19 protein-coding genes are annotated in these 16,645 nt (G+C 33.2%); 13 read left to right on the top strand and 6 right to left on the bottom strand.

Translation table 11 applies throughout. The features are described 5' to 3' along the window. Nucleotides 1-6 precede the first annotated feature (6 nt). The 6 genes from QSV08_RS05540 (at nt 7) to QSV08_RS05515 (ending at nt 5,629) form a co-directional block, all read left to right on the top strand. On the top strand, nt 7-1,212 hold the full coding sequence (locus QSV08_RS05540) for an efflux RND transporter periplasmic adaptor subunit (protein ID WP_324027312.1): 1,206 nt from the start codon (nt 7-9) through the stop codon (nt 1,210-1,212). A gap of 6 nt (nt 1,213-1,218) precedes the next feature. After that, complete coding sequence (locus tag QSV08_RS05535) at nt 1,219-1,962, top strand: ABC transporter ATP-binding protein (protein ID WP_324027311.1); 744 nt, start codon at nt 1,219-1,221, stop codon at nt 1,960-1,962. A gap of 2 nt (nt 1,963-1,964) precedes the next feature. Next, nucleotides 1,965-3,185, top strand: a complete 1,221-nt coding sequence (locus QSV08_RS05530; protein WP_324027310.1) for an ABC transporter permease — start codon at nt 1,965-1,967, stop codon at nt 3,183-3,185. Between the two features lie 28 nt (nt 3,186-3,213). After that, a complete protein-coding gene (locus QSV08_RS05525; RefSeq protein WP_324027308.1) occupies nt 3,214-4,224 on the top strand; it encodes a sensor histidine kinase in 1,011 nt (336 codons plus the stop codon). 1 nt (nt 4,225) lies between these two features. Further along, a complete protein-coding gene (locus tag QSV08_RS05520; RefSeq protein ID WP_324027306.1) occupies nt 4,226-4,963 on the top strand; it encodes a LytR/AlgR family response regulator transcription factor in 738 nt (245 codons plus the stop codon). Nucleotides 4,964-5,125: 162 nt separating this feature from the next. Further along, nucleotides 5,126-5,629, top strand: coding sequence for a GreA/GreB family elongation factor (locus QSV08_RS05515; protein ID WP_324027304.1), 504 nt, complete (start codon nt 5,126-5,128; stop codon nt 5,627-5,629). A 40-nt stretch (nt 5,630-5,669) separates the two neighbouring features. Here the strand turns inward: QSV08_RS05515 and QSV08_RS05510 are convergent, their stop codons facing one another. Both QSV08_RS05510 and QSV08_RS05505 read right to left on the bottom strand, forming a co-directional pair. After that, nucleotides 5,670-6,503, bottom strand: a complete 834-nt coding sequence (locus QSV08_RS05510) for a sugar phosphate isomerase/epimerase (RefSeq protein ID WP_324027303.1) — start codon at nt 6,501-6,503, stop codon at nt 5,670-5,672. Further along, on the bottom strand, nt 6,504-7,310 hold the full coding sequence (locus tag QSV08_RS05505) for a phytanoyl-CoA dioxygenase family protein (protein WP_324027302.1): 807 nt from the start codon (nt 7,308-7,310) through the stop codon (nt 6,504-6,506). A gap of 128 nt (nt 7,311-7,438) precedes the next feature. On the opposite strand from QSV08_RS05505, the gene QSV08_RS05500 reads away from it, so the two are divergent. Beyond that, entirely contained in the window at nt 7,439-8,272 is an 834-nt protein-coding gene (locus tag QSV08_RS05500; RefSeq protein WP_324027301.1) for an AraC family transcriptional regulator, read from the top strand. Here QSV08_RS05500 and QSV08_RS05495 read toward each other — a convergent pair. The 3 genes from QSV08_RS05495 to QSV08_RS05485 form a co-directional block, all read right to left on the bottom strand. Continuing rightward, nucleotides 8,269-8,832 carry a DUF4494 domain-containing protein gene (locus QSV08_RS05495; RefSeq protein WP_324027299.1) on the bottom strand — a complete coding sequence of 188 codons (564 nt, stop codon included), beginning with the start codon at nt 8,830-8,832 and terminating at the stop codon, nt 8,269-8,271. The two genes, QSV08_RS05500 and QSV08_RS05495, sit on opposite strands and share 4 nt — an antisense overlap. 188 nt (nt 8,833-9,020) lie before the next feature. After that, a complete protein-coding gene (locus tag QSV08_RS05490; RefSeq protein WP_324027298.1) occupies nt 9,021-9,695 on the bottom strand; it encodes a LytR/AlgR family response regulator transcription factor in 675 nt (224 codons plus the stop codon). After that, nucleotides 9,688-10,752, bottom strand: a complete 1,065-nt coding sequence (locus tag QSV08_RS05485; protein ID WP_324027296.1) for a sensor histidine kinase — start codon at nt 10,750-10,752, stop codon at nt 9,688-9,690. The genes QSV08_RS05490 and QSV08_RS05485 overlap by 8 nt, the downstream gene beginning before the upstream one ends. Nucleotides 10,753-10,943: 191 nt before the next feature. Here QSV08_RS05485 and QSV08_RS05480 point away from each other — a divergent pair, with 191 nt between their 5' ends. From QSV08_RS05480 to QSV08_RS05455, 6 genes are all read left to right on the top strand, one after another. Next, nucleotides 10,944-11,225, top strand: a complete 282-nt coding sequence (locus QSV08_RS05480) for an EF-hand domain-containing protein (protein ID WP_324027295.1) — start codon at nt 10,944-10,946, stop codon at nt 11,223-11,225. 27 nt (nt 11,226-11,252) lie between these two features. After that, nucleotides 11,253-12,716 (top strand): CotH kinase family protein, encoded by a 1,464-nt coding sequence (locus tag QSV08_RS05475; RefSeq protein WP_324027293.1) that lies wholly within the window; start codon nt 11,253-11,255, stop codon nt 12,714-12,716. A gap of 90 nt (nt 12,717-12,806) precedes the next feature. After that, on the top strand, nt 12,807-13,559 hold the full coding sequence (locus QSV08_RS05470; protein ID WP_324027291.1) for a hypothetical protein: 753 nt from the start codon (nt 12,807-12,809) through the stop codon (nt 13,557-13,559). A 211-nt stretch (nt 13,560-13,770) separates the two neighbouring features. Beyond that, entirely contained in the window at nt 13,771-14,562 is a 792-nt protein-coding gene (locus tag QSV08_RS05465; protein ID WP_324027290.1) for a YHYH protein, read from the top strand. A gap of 3 nt (nt 14,563-14,565) precedes the next feature. Next, nucleotides 14,566-15,186 (top strand): toxin-antitoxin system YwqK family antitoxin, encoded by a 621-nt coding sequence (locus QSV08_RS05460; protein ID WP_324027289.1) that lies wholly within the window; start codon nt 14,566-14,568, stop codon nt 15,184-15,186. Beyond that, the gene (locus QSV08_RS05455; protein ID WP_324027288.1) at nt 15,183-15,857 is read left to right on the top strand and encodes an SCO family protein; all 675 of its coding nucleotides are present in this window, start codon (nt 15,183-15,185) and stop codon (nt 15,855-15,857) included. Before QSV08_RS05460 ends, QSV08_RS05455 begins: the two co-directional genes overlap by 4 nt. A 77-nt stretch (nt 15,858-15,934) precedes the next feature. Here QSV08_RS05455 and QSV08_RS05450 read toward each other — a convergent pair whose 3' ends face one another. Beyond that, nucleotides 15,935-16,615: a type 1 glutamine amidotransferase domain-containing protein gene (locus tag QSV08_RS05450; RefSeq protein WP_324027286.1), complete on the bottom strand. Its 681-nt coding sequence runs from the start codon at nt 16,613-16,615 to the stop codon at nt 15,935-15,937. Nucleotides 16,616-16,645: the final 30 nt, after the last annotated feature.

Here is a 16,645-nt window from a genome sequence, read left to right as displayed (position 1 = left end):
ACGATCATGAAAAAAAATAAAAAATTAATTATCATTAGCATTGTAGTGATTGTGCTCGCTATTGTAGGATATACTTTTATGAATAAAGAAGGCGCTGTTGTGATAGAAGCACAAACTGTTACTGCCAAAAAAGGAAGTGTAACCACAATGGTAACCGCAACAGGAACTATAGAACCGATAGAACAAGTAGAAGTAGGAACGCAAGTTTCTGGTGTTGTAGAAAAAATATATGTAGATTATAACAGTGTAGTTACAGAAGGACAATTAATTGCAGAATTAGATAAAACAAACTTAAATGCTGCAAAAACACAAGCCCAAGCTGCTTATGACAATGCAGTAAACCAAAGAGATTATGCAAAAACGATTTATGACCGACAAAAATCCCTGTACGATAGTCAAGTGATTAGTAAGTCTGATTTTGATGATGCGAACTACAATTATGAAATTGCAAAAGGTACTGTAACCCAACGTTTATCGGATTTACAAACAGCAAAAACAAATTTGAGCTATGCTAATATTTATTCGCCTATTGATGGAGTGGTATTATCTAGAGCTATTGATGAAGGACAAACAGTTGCTGCTAGTTTAAGTACACCGACATTGTTTACAATTGCACAAGATTTAAAAGAAATGCAAGTAGAAGCAGATGTTGATGAAGCAGATATAGGACAAGTAATAGAAGGGCAACGTGTTGAGTTTACCGTTGATGCATATATTGGTGAAACCTTTAACGGAATTGTAACACAAGTACGTTTAGACCCTACGGTGACTTCAAATGTAGTAACTTATACAGTTGTCGTTAAAGCAGATAATGAAGATTTAAAATTGAAGCCAGGCTTAACAGCAACCATTTCAATTTTCACATTGGAGTTGAATGATGTATTAACTGCAGAGGCTAAAGCCATTAATTTCAAACCAGAAAGAGAGGTGTTTGCGACATACAATCAACAACATGACTTAGAAACAAAAAATAGCGAAAGATCTAGAGAAGCCACTGCTCTTTGGGTGTTAGGTACTGATGGATCAATTACACCGAAGATGGTAACACTTGGTGCTAGTGATGGTGTTAATGTGCAAATTTTAAGTGGCATTTCCGAAGGTGATAAATTAGTGTACAGTTTAAAAGGAGTTTCTAAATCGGAAGCTGGAACTGAGGAAAAAAGTGAAAGTCCTTTTATGCCACAACGACCAGGCGGTAACAGAAAAAAATAGAGAACGATGACTAAAGAAATCATTAAAATAGAAAATTTAAAACGTGAGTTTACCATGGGAGCCGAAACGGTACGCGCTTTACGAGGTATCTCATTTACAATTAAGGAAGGCGAATTTGTTACCATCATGGGCTCTAGTGGTTCTGGAAAAAGTACCATGCTTAACATATTGGGCTGCTTAGATCAACCCACATCTGGTACTTACGAGATTGATGGTGTAAGTATGAAAGACTTAAGTAGAAATGAACTGGCTACAATTAGAAATGAGAAAATAGGATTCATTTTTCAATCTTATAACCTTTTAGCTAGAACATCCGCAATAGAAAATGTAGAATTACCATTATTATACAATAGTAAGGTTTCTACTGAAGAACGAAGAAAACGTGCTATAGAAGCATTAAAAATGGTTGGTTTGGGTGAAAGAATGGATCACACGCCAGCGCAACTTTCTGGAGGACAACAACAACGTGTTGCCATTGCAAGATCGTTGGTTAATAAACCTGTAATGATTCTTGCTGATGAAGCTACAGGAAATCTAGACACAAGAACGGCTTACGAAATTATGTCGATTTTTCAAGACCTAAACGAACAAGGTATTACTATCGCTTTTGTAACGCATGAACCAGATATAGCAACATTTAGTAGTAGAACCATCGTATTAAAAGATGGAGAGATTATGCAAGATTATCAAAACCATAATGTGCAATCTGCGGCAGTTGAGTTAGCAAAATTACCTAAACAAGACCATTAATTATGAGGCTATTAAATTTATTTAAAATCGCATTCAAAGCAATCATTCTTAATACAACTAGAACATTGCTAACAATGTTAGGTATTATTATTGGCGTTGCTTCTGTAATTGCAATGCTAGCCATTGGTGAAGGATCTAAAGAAAGTATTCGTACTACTATTTCTGCAATGGGATCTAATATGATTACCATTCAGCCTGGTGCAGACAATAGTGGTCCAGCAAGAGGTAGTGGAGGAGATGTACAAACATTGACATTGGCTAATTATGAGAAGATTAAAGCGCAAGCCGATTTAATTAGTTACATCACGCCTGTAGTTAATGGTAATGGACAAATTATTAACGGTTCTAACAACTGGCCTTCTTCAATTTATGGTGTAAACCCAGAATATTTAGACATTAAAGTGGTTGGTTTACAAAGTGGAAGTATGTTTACCGATGCTGAGGTTAAATCGGCTTCTAAAGTGGCAGTAATTGGACAAACGGTGGTTGATAATGTGTTTCCTGATGGACAAGAACCGGTAGGGCAAATGATTCGTTTTAATAATATTCCGTTTAAAGTAATTGGTGTATTAGAAGAAAAAGGAGAAAATACTTTTGGTCAAGATCAAGATGATGTTGTAATAGCTCCTTATACGACAGTACAAAAACGTATTCTAGCAATAGATCACTTAAACCAGATTATAGCATCGGCTATTAGCGAAGATGATGCTCCTGCAGCTGTAACTCAAGTGTCTGAAATTTTAAGAACAGAACATAAATTACTGGATAACGAAGAGGATGATTTTTCAGTACGTTCTATGGAAGAATTGATATCTACTTTTAGCTCAACAAGCGAAATGTTGACCGTATTATTAGTTGCCGTGGCAAGTATATCTTTACTTATTGGTGGTATTGGTATTATGAATATTATGTATGTATCCGTGAAAGAAAGAACTAAAGAGATTGGTCTTAGAATGGCAGTTGGTGCCAAAGGAGCTGATATTTTAATGCAGTTTTTAATTGAAGCTATTTTAATTAGTATTACCGGAGGGTTACTGGGTGTATTATTGGGCTTAGCAGCTACGGTGTTTATTGAAAAGTTCTTACTTTGGCCTACAAGTGTAGCATTATATTCAATTGTGGTATCATTTGCGGTTTGTGCCGTAACAGGTATCTTCTTTGGTTGGTACCCTGCAAGAAAAGCATCGGCATTAGACCCAATTACAGCTTTACGTTACGAATAAAAAGATTATGTATAAAAACAGAAAAATAATGATTGCTCAGCACCTTCTCATATGGTTGGTGCTGTTTAGTATGCCTTTTATTCTTTCGTACAGCGAAGATCAAGACTTAAATAGGTTGATTGCGCATTTCTTTATACCTATGCTTTTCTATGCTATTATCTTCTACACTAATTTTTTAATGTTGATTGATAGATTCTTATTTGCCAAAAAAACCTGGACTTTTATAGGTATTAATTTAATTATGATCTCGCTTTTTATTCTAGTAAAAGAACAGCTAGAGGATAATTTCTTTAAAGAGCTTATTAGAAAACCTATGGAAAATGGTAGAACTGGTCCTCCATTGAAGCTGTTTCTCTATGTACAGATGCTATCCTATGCAGCACCATTGCTTTTTTCAATAGCAATAAAATCAACCAAAAGGTTGGTAAGAACAGAAGCAGAGCGTAAAGAGGCAGCAAACTTTAAGCTACAGACAGAGTTGCAACATTTAAGGTACCAACTACAACCGCATTTCTTCTTTAATTCTTTGAACAATATTTATTCTTTGGTCGATTTATCGCCAGACAAGGCAAAATCAACCATTCATAGCTTAGGTAAACTTATGAGATACCTGCTTTATGAAACCAATACAGAGCTGGTTTCATTAGGTAAGGAAATTGAGTTCATGAGAAAATATATAGAACTCATGAAACTTCGGTTAACCGATAAAACAATTGTCGAATCTAGCTTTCCTATTAGCAAACCTAACATTGAAATTTCACCATTACTATTCATATCATTAATTGAAAATGCATTTAAACATGGTGTTTCTGCCAGTACAAATAGTACGATTTCAATTGACATGATAACGAAAGAAAATAGTGTCATTTTTCAGATTGAAAACCACAACTTTCCTAAGCAAACAACTGATAAAAGCGGTTCTGGTATTGGATTACCTAATTTAGAAAAGAGATTAGAATTATTGTATCCGAACAAACACCTTTTTCAACAAGAACTTAAGGATGATGTATATTCGGTATATTTAAAAATAGAAACTTAAAATGGAAGCTATTCAAATAACCTGTATGATTGTTGACGATGAGCCAATGGCTGTCAACTTAGTAGAAAGCTATGTAGAGAAAACTCCTTATTTAAAACTAAAGAAGAAGTGTAATAGTGCTATTGAAGCTATGCAATATTTGAATACCGAAAAAGTGGATTTGCTATTTTTAGATATTCAGATGCCCGATTTAACCGGATTGGAATTTTCAAAAATGTTACCAAAACAATCTAGAGTTATTTTTACAACTGCATTTGATCAATATGCTTTAGAAGGTTTTAAAGTAGAGGCTTTAGACTACCTATTAAAACCATTTGATTATGCAGAATTCTTAACTGCATCAAACAAAGCTCTAGAGTATTTTTCATTAGTTAGGGGTAAAGCTTCTACCACTGTGGTATCTGAAGAAAAAGAGTTCCTTTTTGTAAAATCTGAATACAAACAACTGCGAATTAAACTTGCCGATGTGCTTTATTTCGAAGGATTGAAAGATTATATAAAAATTTGGTTGAAAGATAATCCTAAACCAATATTGACTTTAATGAGTCTCAAAAGTTTAGAAGAAGAATTACCTGGTTCGCACTTCATGCGCGTTCATAGATCTTTTATTGTATCTCTAAAATATGTTGAAGTAATTGAGCGTAGCCAAATTATTATCAATAAACAACGTATTACAGTTTCTGAACAATACAAACCTCAGTTTATAGAATACATTAGTAATAATTCATTGAATTCTTAAAGCTTAAAATTGATATTACTACTAGAATATAGCTTCACTTTAGAAGATTCATTTTGATAACTCCATGATTTTTTAAAATTTAATTAATTGGGGTAATTATATATTGAATCTCATTAATGACCCCTACTTTGAAATATTAATTTTATATAAAATTGATAGACAATGAGCAGAGGGTTTGTTAAGGAAGAAGATCAAGAAGAAATACCGATGGTGCCACCTAGGGCAGATTTACCTAACGGAGCGGTTAATTATGTAACCAAAATTGGGTATGACAATTTGTTGGAAGAAAGAAATGATTTATCACATGAAAAAGAATCTTTACAACACGACAACGAAAAAGAAAGACGTATTGCGAATAATTTAATCAATGCTAAATTACAGTTGCTGAATGAGCGAATTGCAAGCGCAAAAATTGTAACCTTAAATGAACAACCTCAGAACGAGGTTCGTTTTGGTGCAACAGTAAAAGTAATAATTGATAATGCTCAAATACCACAACAATTTCAAATCGTTGGTGTTGATGAAGCAAACATAGCAAAAGGTAAAATTTCGTTTCTATCGCCGATTGCTCGAGTTTTAATATCTAAACATGTTGGTGATACTTCTATCTTAAACTTAGGTAAGGTTGAGCGTGTGTTTAAAATTGTAGATATATCGTACAAATAACAAATGCAGTAAACTATAAACTGCTATGAATAAAAAAGTGTCATACTTGAGAAAGTTTACTTTCTAAGTATTTTTTCATTTCAATATTTAATTCTAGCTGATTAGCTAGCGGTTCTTTACTAAAAGGTGCTTGTGGCATATACGGAAATGGTCCAAACTCTGGGGTTATAGTAAAATTAGACAATGTTTGATGCTGTTTGATAATTCTTTGCCACCAAGTCATAAATTGGTCTAAGTATGCTTCCCATTCTGGTGCAAAAGGATTATTCACTTGAGGACATTGCTCAAAACCTATTCGGGCATGAATATGTATTATATGTGGAAAAATCTGCTCTAATACATGCTCTTGGTCCTGAAGCATACTTTCAGAGGTTACGCACCAATGCGATAAATCGCCCACTAATTTTAACTTCGGATATTTTTGTAAATAGGTTAGGGTAGAAGCTGAATGAAAAGTAAAGCGCCCTCTATGAATTTCATGATATATAGGAATTTTATGTTTTGAAGAAAAGGATTCAATAGCTTCAATTACTTTAGAATTCTCATCAAAAGAATAATGGTCTTTTCCTGTATGAGAATTTATAAAATCTGGCTGATATGGTAATGTTCTTTTCAATTGTTTTAAAACGTTTGAAATATATTCTTGAACCGTTTCTTTTTTTACCGGTAACACTTGTTGCAAGACAACTATGAAGCTAGGGTTACGTTTTCTTATATTTTGTAATTCATCTAATAATTCATTTTCAAAGGTTTTATCATTTGGCAGATTTATTTCTATACCTTCAAAACCCTTTGATATTACCAACTCGATAAATTCTTTCGCTGTCAAATTTTCGCTACCCCAATGCGGATATAAATATTTAATAGTAGCCATTTAATATAGTATAGGATTTAACGGAGAATTTATAGTTTCACCTATTTTCACTCCTGGGCACCAAGTATCCCAATCATTCTGTTGTCCGGCATTAGCTGGCTCTTGCAGTTTCATATCTTTATCCATGTAGATTATGGTCATAACTTTTCGCATTTCATTAGTAGTATTGGCACCAGCGCGATGAAATACCCAGCCAGAGTGAAAGCTAATCTCACCAACATCAAACGGCTCTATAACATGTTCAAAATCAGTTACTTTCAATCTGTTTTGAATTACTTTTTCACTCTCATCACTTATTGATAAATCTCTACCATCCATAATTTCATGACTGCCAGCACTAAATTCAAGCGGACCCATTGACAATGGTGTGCCTTGTAACGGTATCCACGTTGTAACAGTTTTATCTGTTTGTAAAGGCCAATAATATTGATCGGCGTGCCAAGGCGTAATTCCTCCACCGGCTTCTTTAAATAAAGCCTGATCATGATATAGGCGTACCCCATCGACTTGTAATAAATTTGAAGCTATTTGGGCAAGGCGTTTAGAAAATACAAATGTTTTAATGCTATCATCTTCTTTCCATAAATTAAATAATTGTACAAAGGCTTTGCCATATGTATCTCTTTTATCTAAGGGCTTAGGCGCCTTATTTAACTCCATAACTTTCTTAGAAATTACATCATTAAAATAGGATAGGGTTTTACTATCAAAAACATCTTTCAATTTTATAAATCGGTGTTTTTGATAAAAATCGATTTGATCTTTTGAAAGGGAATAGGTCTTATCAAGTAATTCTTTTATATGCATAACCGTGATATTATTTCTGTAAAACTAACATTGATAAAAGCAAATCACTTTTTATATTTTAACCAATACTATGTGTATCTAAACATTAAATATTTAATTTAGTTTAAAACATTGTTTACATAAGTTATATGAAACCTGTAGTAGAAAATATTGGCTTATTGAATAGTAAGCAGTCATTTCATTTCTTTAAACTGGAGGTAAGTAATTTTAAACCCTTTTGGCATTATCATCCTGAGTTGGAGCTTACCCTTATAATTAAAGGTCGAGGCACTAGATTTGTGGGTAACAGCATTTTACCCTTTACCGTTAATGACCTAGTCCTTCTTGGGGCTAATCTTCCGCATAATTATACCTCGGTAGCTGATAATCAAAACATTAGTCATGAGGCTATTATAATACAGTTTCCAAAAGATATTTTCAAGTCTTTCAAAGAATGTGAGATGTTACATCAACTATACATTGATGCAGAAAGAGGGATTCAATTTAAAAATCCTTCAGAAAAAACACTTCAATTATTGAACGATTTTGATACTTTAAGTAAACTACAGCAACTATCTGTTTTAATTGAAATACTAGATGATTTATATAATGATAATGACAGAAATTATCTTTCTTCCTCAACGTATCACCATCATCTGGCAAGTTCAAAAACTCAAAATAAAATTAAATCGGTAACAAGTTATATTCTTGAAAATTTAGATAAGAAATTAACGGTAACTATAATGGCCGATAGAACTAATATGGTAGAACAATCTTTCTGCCGTTGGTTTAAAAATGCAGTCGGTCATTCTTTTATTACCTTTTTAAATTTGGCTAGAATAGAACAAGCCTGCATTCATTTATCAACTTCTGACAAATTAATACAGGCTATAGCTTTTGATTGTGGCTTTGATAGCCTATCGCATTTTAATAGAACCTTTAAAAAATTAAAAGGTATGAGTCCGAGAGAATATAGGACTTAAACTTCAGCTTCTGCCTCAGTTTCTACTTCTATTGGATCTTCTTCAATAACTTCTGCATCTGCTGGAACTGAATCTTTTAAAACTTTGAATTTTTCCACTCGTTCCATATCATCTTCTTCACCTGAGAAATATGGAAAAACATCCATGATAGGTGATTCTGCTATGGAAGGTACAGAGTATTCTCCCATAGTATCTTTCATTACACTAATTGTATTATCGTAAGCTTCTTTAACGTCGTTCGCCTGTATTAATAAATACATATTAGTTTTACGTTCTTTACCACTTTCTTCATCAAAAGCAATTAAAGAAACTTTAGATTTAAACCATCTATCTGAATTTTCGAACGGATGAATTTCAGCGAAATTAGCCACCTTAATATTGGTGATTTTAATTTCTTCTGTATCACTCATGTATACCGACATTTCTTCGGTAATTCTACTTTCGGCTTCGGTATAAGAAATGGCATCAACCAAAAAAGGTTCGGTTTTTACCTTCAACATTCCTGAAGCTTCGTCTAATTTTCTATATTTTATTTTACACTCGTACCAAGTTGCACTCATAATTTCCTTTTATTTTGGGGTGCTAAATATACTTCTTAGTCATAGTTTGTAAAGCCAAAAAAAGCAATAGATATTCACAATTTAATGGTAACGACTTTAGTCCTCTAAAAATTAGACACTTAGAAGCTCTGCGTTAATTTCAGAAATTTTGAATTATTGGGTAGTATAAAAATGGAAAAGAATATCGATTAAAATAATTCATCTTTTACTCGATCATAGTACGAATCACTTACAGGTATAACTACATCAGATAGCATTAAATCTCTACCTTTTAGTCCCGTTACACTGCTTTTGTTAATAATATAAGATCTATGAACCCTCATAAACATTGCACTAGGTAATTCTTGCTCTAAAGCCTTTAAACGTTGATTGCTGATAATTTTCTTATCGGCCATATGGAAGGTAACATACTCACTATCGCTTACGATATACTGAATATCTTCATATTTTACCTTATGTAAATCATAGCCAGATTTAATAGTAAATGAATCAGACTTTTGTATTGTATTAGTTGTCTTTACCTTATTCACAGCAGTAACAAAGCGCTCAAAGGTTATTGGCTTTAAAAGATAGTCTACAGCATTTAATTCATAGCCTTCTAATGCATATTGAGAGTATGCTGTGGTGAAAATTATTTTGGTAGTATCATCTACCATTTTAGCAAAATCAGTACCTTTTATCTCTGGCATTTGTATATCTAAAAACAGTAGATCTACTTGGTGATTCTTCATTAATTGTAATGCCTCTAATGGATTTTCAGCCTCGCCTACCAAATTCAAAAAATCTAATTTTTCGATATAAGTTTTCAATAGCTCCCTAGCCAATTCTTCATCATCTACAACAACACAATTGATACTAGCCATTTAATTGAAGTTTTAAATTTACTTTAAATGTTTGAGCGGTTTGGTTTATTACTAATTCATGACGATTAGGATACAAAATTGCCAATCGTTTTTTTACATTTTCAATACCAATACCACCAACATCATCGGTTATTACCTTAAATTCTGGTTTACTATTTTCTAATTCAAAATCTACACTACTATTAGTAGAACTAATTTTTATTCTAATAAAAGTACCGGTTACTTTTTCAATATTACTATGCTTTAAGGCATTTTCCAAAAAAGGAATCAATAACATAGGTACTATTTGAACATTTTGATTCTCAATTGAAAATGATGTCGTTATGGGGTATTTTTTACTACTTTTTAAACAAAACAGCTTAATATAATTTTCAATGTAATCTATCTCTTTATAGAGTGGTACTATCTCTTGCTCACATTCATACAATACGTACCTAAGCATATCAGACAAATAGCTTATACTTTGTTGTGTTCTTGTAGAATCAATAGCAGATAAGGCATAAATATTGTTCAAGGCATTGAACAAAAAATGCGGATTGATCTGTGATTTCAACAGTTTTAATTCGGTCTGTAAAGCTTCGTTTCTATTTAAAATTATTTCTTCTTCTTTACGCTGAGCAAATAAAAATAACTCTACCAAAGTGGCAATTGCAGAAGCGATAGCTATTAAAAGAAGGTTAATGAAAAATTTTGAAGGTGGTCTACGGTTGGCTGCTATATGTATTCCGTCTTCAAATCTAGAACCTCGACCAGGTCTTGGACCGGGAGTCATTTGTGTGTCTAAACCTAGTACGGTATCTGGTTCAACATTAGTTAAAACTAGTGTTACAACCACAACAGTAGCTATCGAAACCAAAGTAAAAGCTACATATTTCTTCTTTAATAATAATTGTGGAATCGTAAAGTATATAAGTATAGCAATAACTACTATTTGGCATATCAATGCCATAACATTTACATTTACAAATTGAAAATCCCTACCGCTAAATATCCAAGCGGTTGCCCAAATTAAAAGCCATAGGGCTACATGAAATAAAAAATTCTTATGTCTGTTCATGATGCAAATAAAAGGAATAAAATTTCAAACAACCTTCGAAAAAAAGGCTATAATATGGTCAAATTAAAGTGTTCATTGTTTCTATAAAGCCGTTCACTTAAAAGTAAACGGTAATCACTTAATACGCTCATCTTGTATTGAAGATTCGTACATCTTTGTAATCGAATTATTAATCATTAAAAATAAAACATATGAAACGTATTACTTTAAAAACAGGATTATTATTTGCCATGTTAGTGGCTTTTGGAACAGTTACCGTAAGTGCACAGTCTAAAGGAGAAAGAAAAGAACGACCTACGTATGCTAAGCTTATAAAAGAGATGGATAAAGACGAAGATGGTCTATTATCTAAAGATGAAGTAAAAGGACCCTTAAAAGATAATTTTTCTGAAATCGATACTGATGAAGATGGTTTCATTTCTGAAGAGGAATTTGACAATGCACCAAAGCCAAAAGGGAGATCAAGAAACTAAATCACATTAATTCTTAAAATTATACACATGAGTTATAAAGATATCAAGTCTGTTTTTCCGATTGAAAAGATGTTGTTTTTCTTATTTATTTCTGTTTTTATTGCTTGTAGCGATGATGACACGATAACAAGTACTGACGAGGATGATGAAGAAATTGTAGAAGAGGAAGAAGTTAGTACAACTGTTGACGATACCGATTTTGAAGCTACAGATTGGACCACGGCAACACACAGTAAAGATGCCGACCCAGATTTTGAAGAGGTATTTGAAGATAATGCGGTAAAACGTCTTGATATCGTTATAACCGAAGACCGTTGGGATAGTATGTTAGATAACATGACATCTCTTTATGGTTCTTTTGGCGGATCTAGCCAAGGTGGCGGACAAGTTAGCACTACGTCAACTGATGAAGACCCTATTTTTGTGCCAGCAGAAGTTTTTTATGAAGGTACCGAATGGTATAGGGTAGGGGTTCGTTTTAAAGGTAATTCTAGCTTACAATCTACTTGGCAATCTGGTAATTTAAAACTTTCGCTTAAACTAGATTTTGATGAATTTGAAGAGGATTATCCACAAATTGATAATCAACGTTTTTACGGATTTAAAAAATTAAGTCTTAAAAATAATTACGATGATAAATCTATGCTTCGCGAAAAAGTAGCTGCAGATGTGTTTCGCAGCGCTGGTTTAGCAGTTTCTAACACAGCATTTTACACGTTGTATGTGGATCATGGCGATGGACCTATTTATTTTGGACTGTACACGCTAGTTGAAGAAGTTGACGATACTGTTATTGATGAACAGTTTTCTGATGATGATGGTAATCTTTACAAACCAGATGGCGATGCCGCAACATTTGCTTCAGGCACATATGATGAAGATGAGTATGTAAAAAAGACTAATGAAGATGATGCCGATTTTTCTGATGTAGAAAGCCTATTGAATATTTTACATGATGCGTCAAGAACAACAGATGCTGCAACATGGAGATCAAATTTAGATGCTGTACTCGACACAGATGTATATTTAAAGTATTTGGCGACCAATACAATCATTCAAAATTGGGATACCTATGGTAGAATGTCACACAATTACTTTCTATATAACAATCCAGATACTAGTAAACTGACGTGGATCCCTTGGGATAATAATGAAGCCTTGCAAGATGGTAAGCTACAAGGCTCACCAGAGCTAGATTTCTCTGATGTAACCGCATCTCAATGGCCATTAATATCATATTTATATAATGATGATGTTTACCAAGCTAAATATGATACCTATGTTCAAGAAGTCATTGAAGGTGCTTTCAATGAAACTACAGTTAAAGCTTTATATACTAGCTATTCGACACTGGTTGAACCTTATGCAACTTCTGAAAATGAAGGGTATACATTTTTGAATTCTAGTGCAGATTTTCAAAATGCAATAAACGAACTTAATAAACATGCAACTAGTAGAACAGCAGCAGTTAACAGTTATTTAAACAGATAATTTTTGTTGAAGTTAGCCCAAAGCTTCATTAGAAATCGTGAAGCTTTTTTTCAAATTAAGTCAATAAGACTTGTATTAAGATAACTGACAATGGTATTATTCAGAAAAGTTAGAAATGAACTAATACGGTTAGAAAAGTTTAAAACATATTTCATTTATGCACTTGGCGAAATAGTACTCATAGTACTAGGTCTCTTAATTGCTTGGAAAATTAATGACCTAAATGAAATTAGAAAAAATAGAATAGTAGAAGTAAAGATTTATAAAAGTTTAAGTCAAGAGTTAGATACAAATTTAGTTGTCTTAGATAGTGCAATTGTAAACTACACAAAGAGTATTCAAATGCTACAGAATACAATTAACTATTTGGGCGATCAGCCCAATGAATTAACTCAAGAAGCGAAGTCGTTGATTGTCAATTTAAACTATGATAAAACCATTGTAAGAAATGAAGCTATTAATTCAATAAATGCCACAAGTAAGTTTGAGTTTATAGAAAGTGACACGCTAAAAGAGTTGATTGCTGCATACCCAAATGAACTAGATAGCTTCAATAACCAACAAAGTAAAATTGAAGCTATTATTTCAGACAGGTTAAAGCCCGTAATTGAAAAACATATCTCTCTGATGGAGATTTTACCTGAAAATAGTTACAGCTATCAACGTGTTAAGAACTACGGTATACAATCGAACTATCCAGATTTATTGGTTAGTAGGGAGTATCAAAATGGAGTCATCGATAGGCTATTACAGACTAAAGGTCAATTAGTTATAGCAAAAAATTTAAGAAGCAAAACTAAAACTATTGCCACGAAACTAGATAAAGAATTACATAGACCATAAATGCGTAGAATAAATTGAAAACCTAATTGCGCTTTTAGCTAAAAAACTGATTGAATTAAAACAAAAGTCAGTATCGGTAAATACTTAATCTGAAAATTACCGTGAATTCGCTGAAAACTACGGACTACTCACTGATTTGTACATTTTGGTGTGCGTTAAGTGCTTAGTATTGTATTGATTATAAATAGAAACTTAACTCAAATTAAATATTATGAAAAAAAATAGATTTAAAAATGTTCCTTCATTTTCCTTTGTATTGGCATTGGTATTCATTTCTGCAATCGCTTGTAGCAGTGACAGCGTAGATGATGATATTACCGATGATATCGCCAGTGATGATTCTGATACAGATGACGAAGAAATTGCTACTGAACTTCATGCCGCATACGCCGCTTTTGATACAGATGCAGTTACCGTTTATTTAGATGGTTCTGAAGTTGTTATTGAAACAACAGGTTTACCAAATCATGAAACAGTCTATTGGGGCGAAGGTAATTCGCTTTACAAAGAAGAGTCAGATGTAGCCTTAACACCTAGTATTATGTCAAGTAATAACAATGCAACAACTATTCGGGTAGATGCTACGCCAAATTTAACTGGTAGTACAATCGAAACCGAATTGAATACGATAGGTATTGCTGTTAGTGGTTCTTCGATATTTAATGACCAAGAAGGTGGTGGTACATTGGATCAAGCTGCAGCAAGTTTAGATTGGACAGGTGCACATATTGGTCCTGGTGTTTATCATTACCATTTAGAACCTGTAGCATTTTCAGATGATGATGATAAGCTAGTTGGTATTCTATTAGATGGTGTCTTCCTTTACGGTCGTAAATGTAATGAAACTGGTGATTACCCTACTGATTTAGATGCTTCTGGTGGTCATACTTCTACTACTCAGTATACTGATGGTGAAGAAGAATATCACTATCACATTATTAATGAAATTTATTCAACAACTGGTTCGTACTTAGCATTTGCAGGTCCTTACCAAGGCTATTAAAATATGAAAAAGTTCCATTTCCATATCATTTGTTTTATACTACTTTTTCAAGTTGCTTGTAAAAATACAGTTGAACTAGAAACTGTAGAAGAACAAATTATAACGATAAAGGAAGAAACAAAGTTTAAGGAAGAATTAGTCCTTAATCAGCTTGAAGGAACTTGGTATTACAAAAACTCACCTTATGATGGCTATTCATTAGCCTTACATGAGAACGGAACTTTGGCAGAAAAGGTGGGTTTTATTAAAGGTAAAAGAGAAGGCGTTGTACAAAGATGGTCAAACACCGGTGTATTACGAGTTGAATTTCATTACAAAAATAATCGTCTAGAGGGTTCTTACAAAAGTTGGTGGGAAAATGGGCAATTAGCTCAAGAAGCTACCTATGTTAATGGTAATATGGACGGAGTTGAAAAGAAATGGTACCCAGACGGTCAATTGGCAAAAGAACGCCAATTAGTAAAGGGTAGAGAAGAAGGACTTCAAAAAGCATGGTTGCAAAACGGAATCTTATACGTGAATTACGAAGCCAAAAACGGACGCATATTCGGATTAAGAAGAGCAAATTCTTGCTATCAATTAGAAGATGAAGTTGTCATTAAATCAGAAAACGAATTATTATGAACAAGACAGTACTTTATATAGTTGCGATACTACTTTTTACTGCTTGTAAACAAACGGTGAAAAAAGAAAACATACAGGTTACCGAAACCAGTAGAGTAGAGTACTTACCTTATTATAGTGATGAGTCTTTTACTCCGCATTGGATCACTCCCAATTCTGAAGAAGAGAAACAATTCCATAAAATTTCAGACTTTAAGCTGGTTGATCAATTAGGAGATACATTGACACAAAAGTCTTTTGAAAATCAAATTTACATTACGGACTTCTTTTTTACGAGTTGCCCAGGTATTTGTTTGAAGATGACCAATAATATGACAAAAGTACAAGAAGCATTTTTAGATAATCCTGATGTAGCAATTCTTTCACATTCCGTTACTCCTTCAATAGATTCAGTTTCTGTTCTTAAAACATATGCTGAAAAGAACGGAGTTATAGATTCTAAATGGCACTTGGTTACAGGTGATAAAACTGAAATTTACAACTTAGGCAGAAACGAATATTTTGTAGAAAATGATTTAGGTATTCCAAAGGATATCAATGACTTTCTACATACCGAAAACTTCTTATTAATTGATAAGAACAAACACATAAGAGGTATTTATAACGGATTAAATAGAGCATCTGTTGCCCAATTAATAACCGATGTAAACGCCCTATTAGAAGAGAGTTGATAGTTATTGATTAAGTCGTTAATACAAAAAAGCCCATAAACATTAGTTTACGGGCTTTTTAAATTTAATATGAAATGCTATTTTTTCAAAGCAGCTAATAATTTCTCTGCTACTAATTCAGATGATGCAGGGTTTTGACCTGTAATTAAATTACCATCTTGAATTGCATATGCTGCCCAATCTTCTTTTTTAGAGTAGATTCCTCCATTCTCTTTCAACATATCTTCTACTAAGAAAGGAACAACCTTTGTTAATTGTACCGCTTCTTCTTCAGTATTTGTGAATCCGGTTACTTTTTTACCTTTAACTAATGGCTGTCCATCAGTTCCTTTAACATCTTTTAATGCTGCAGGCGCATGACATACAAATGCCACTGGCTTCGCTTGCTTATTGAATGTTTCAATCAATTTGATTGATGTTGCATCGTTAGCTAAATCCCATAACGGTCCGTGACCACCTGGGTAGAATACGGCATCAAAATCAGAAGCATTTACATCAGCTAATTTTTTAGTGTTGTTGATAACACTTTGAGCATCTTTATCATCTTTATAACGCTTTGTATCTTTTGTTTGAGCGTCTTCAGTATCACTACTAGGATCAATTGGTGCTTGACCACCTTTTGGTGTTGCTACTGTAATTGTAGCACCTTTATCCAATAATGCGTAATACGGAGCTGCAAACTCTTCAATCCAAAATCCTGTTTTCTTTCCTGTGTCTCCTAATTGATCGTGAGACGTTAATACGAATAATATTTTCATTTTATTTTTGTTTTTAAGTTATTGATTTAT

Origin of the sequence: Maribacter sp. BPC-D8 (assembly GCF_035207705.1) — a bacterium.
Taxonomy (GTDB): Bacteria; Bacteroidota; Bacteroidia; order Flavobacteriales; family Flavobacteriaceae; genus Maribacter.
Note: the sequence above shows the minus strand (reverse complement) of the source record. Positions and strands in the feature narration are given on the sequence as shown.

Bases quoted from the DNA above. Each gene is read 5' to 3' on its own strand.
- QSV08_RS05530 (WP_324027310.1), top strand. From the start codon at position 1,965: ATGAGGCTATTAAATTTATTTAAAATCGCATTCAAAGCAATCATTCTT.
- QSV08_RS05465 (WP_324027290.1), top strand. From the start codon at position 13,771: ATGAAAAAAAATAGATTTAAAAATGTTCCTTCATTTTCCTTTGTATTG.
- QSV08_RS05490 (WP_324027298.1), bottom strand. From the start codon at position 9,695: ATGGCTAGTATCAATTGTGTTGTTGTAGATGATGAAGAATTGGCTAGG.
- QSV08_RS05455 (WP_324027288.1), top strand. From the start codon at position 15,183: ATGAACAAGACAGTACTTTATATAGTTGCGATACTACTTTTTACTGCT.
- QSV08_RS05510 (WP_324027303.1), bottom strand. From the start codon at position 6,503: ATGGCTACTATTAAATATTTATATCCGCATTGGGGTAGCGAAAATTTG.
- QSV08_RS05505 (WP_324027302.1), bottom strand. From the start codon at position 7,310: ATGCATATAAAAGAATTACTTGATAAGACCTATTCCCTTTCAAAAGAT.
- QSV08_RS05520 (WP_324027306.1), top strand. From the start codon at position 4,226: ATGGAAGCTATTCAAATAACCTGTATGATTGTTGACGATGAGCCAATG.
- QSV08_RS05525 (WP_324027308.1), top strand. From the start codon at position 3,214: ATGATTGCTCAGCACCTTCTCATATGGTTGGTGCTGTTTAGTATGCCT.
- QSV08_RS05515 (WP_324027304.1), top strand. From the start codon at position 5,126: ATGAGCAGAGGGTTTGTTAAGGAAGAAGATCAAGAAGAAATACCGATG.
- QSV08_RS05450 (WP_324027286.1), bottom strand. From the start codon at position 16,615: ATGAAAATATTATTCGTATTAACGTCTCACGATCAATTAGGAGACACA.
- QSV08_RS05535 (WP_324027311.1), top strand. From the start codon at position 1,219: ATGACTAAAGAAATCATTAAAATAGAAAATTTAAAACGTGAGTTTACC.
- QSV08_RS05485 (WP_324027296.1), bottom strand. From the start codon at position 10,752: ATGAACAGACATAAGAATTTTTTATTTCATGTAGCCCTATGGCTTTTA.
- QSV08_RS05460 (WP_324027289.1), top strand. From the start codon at position 14,566: ATGAAAAAGTTCCATTTCCATATCATTTGTTTTATACTACTTTTTCAA.
- QSV08_RS05480 (WP_324027295.1), top strand. From the start codon at position 10,944: ATGAAACGTATTACTTTAAAAACAGGATTATTATTTGCCATGTTAGTG.
- QSV08_RS05500 (WP_324027301.1), top strand. From the start codon at position 7,439: ATGAAACCTGTAGTAGAAAATATTGGCTTATTGAATAGTAAGCAGTCA.
- QSV08_RS05495 (WP_324027299.1), bottom strand. From the start codon at position 8,832: ATGAGTGCAACTTGGTACGAGTGTAAAATAAAATATAGAAAATTAGAC.
- QSV08_RS05540 (WP_324027312.1), top strand. From the start codon at position 7: ATGAAAAAAAATAAAAAATTAATTATCATTAGCATTGTAGTGATTGTG.
- QSV08_RS05470 (WP_324027291.1), top strand. From the start codon at position 12,807: ATGGTATTATTCAGAAAAGTTAGAAATGAACTAATACGGTTAGAAAAG.
- QSV08_RS05475 (WP_324027293.1), top strand. From the start codon at position 11,253: ATGAGTTATAAAGATATCAAGTCTGTTTTTCCGATTGAAAAGATGTTG.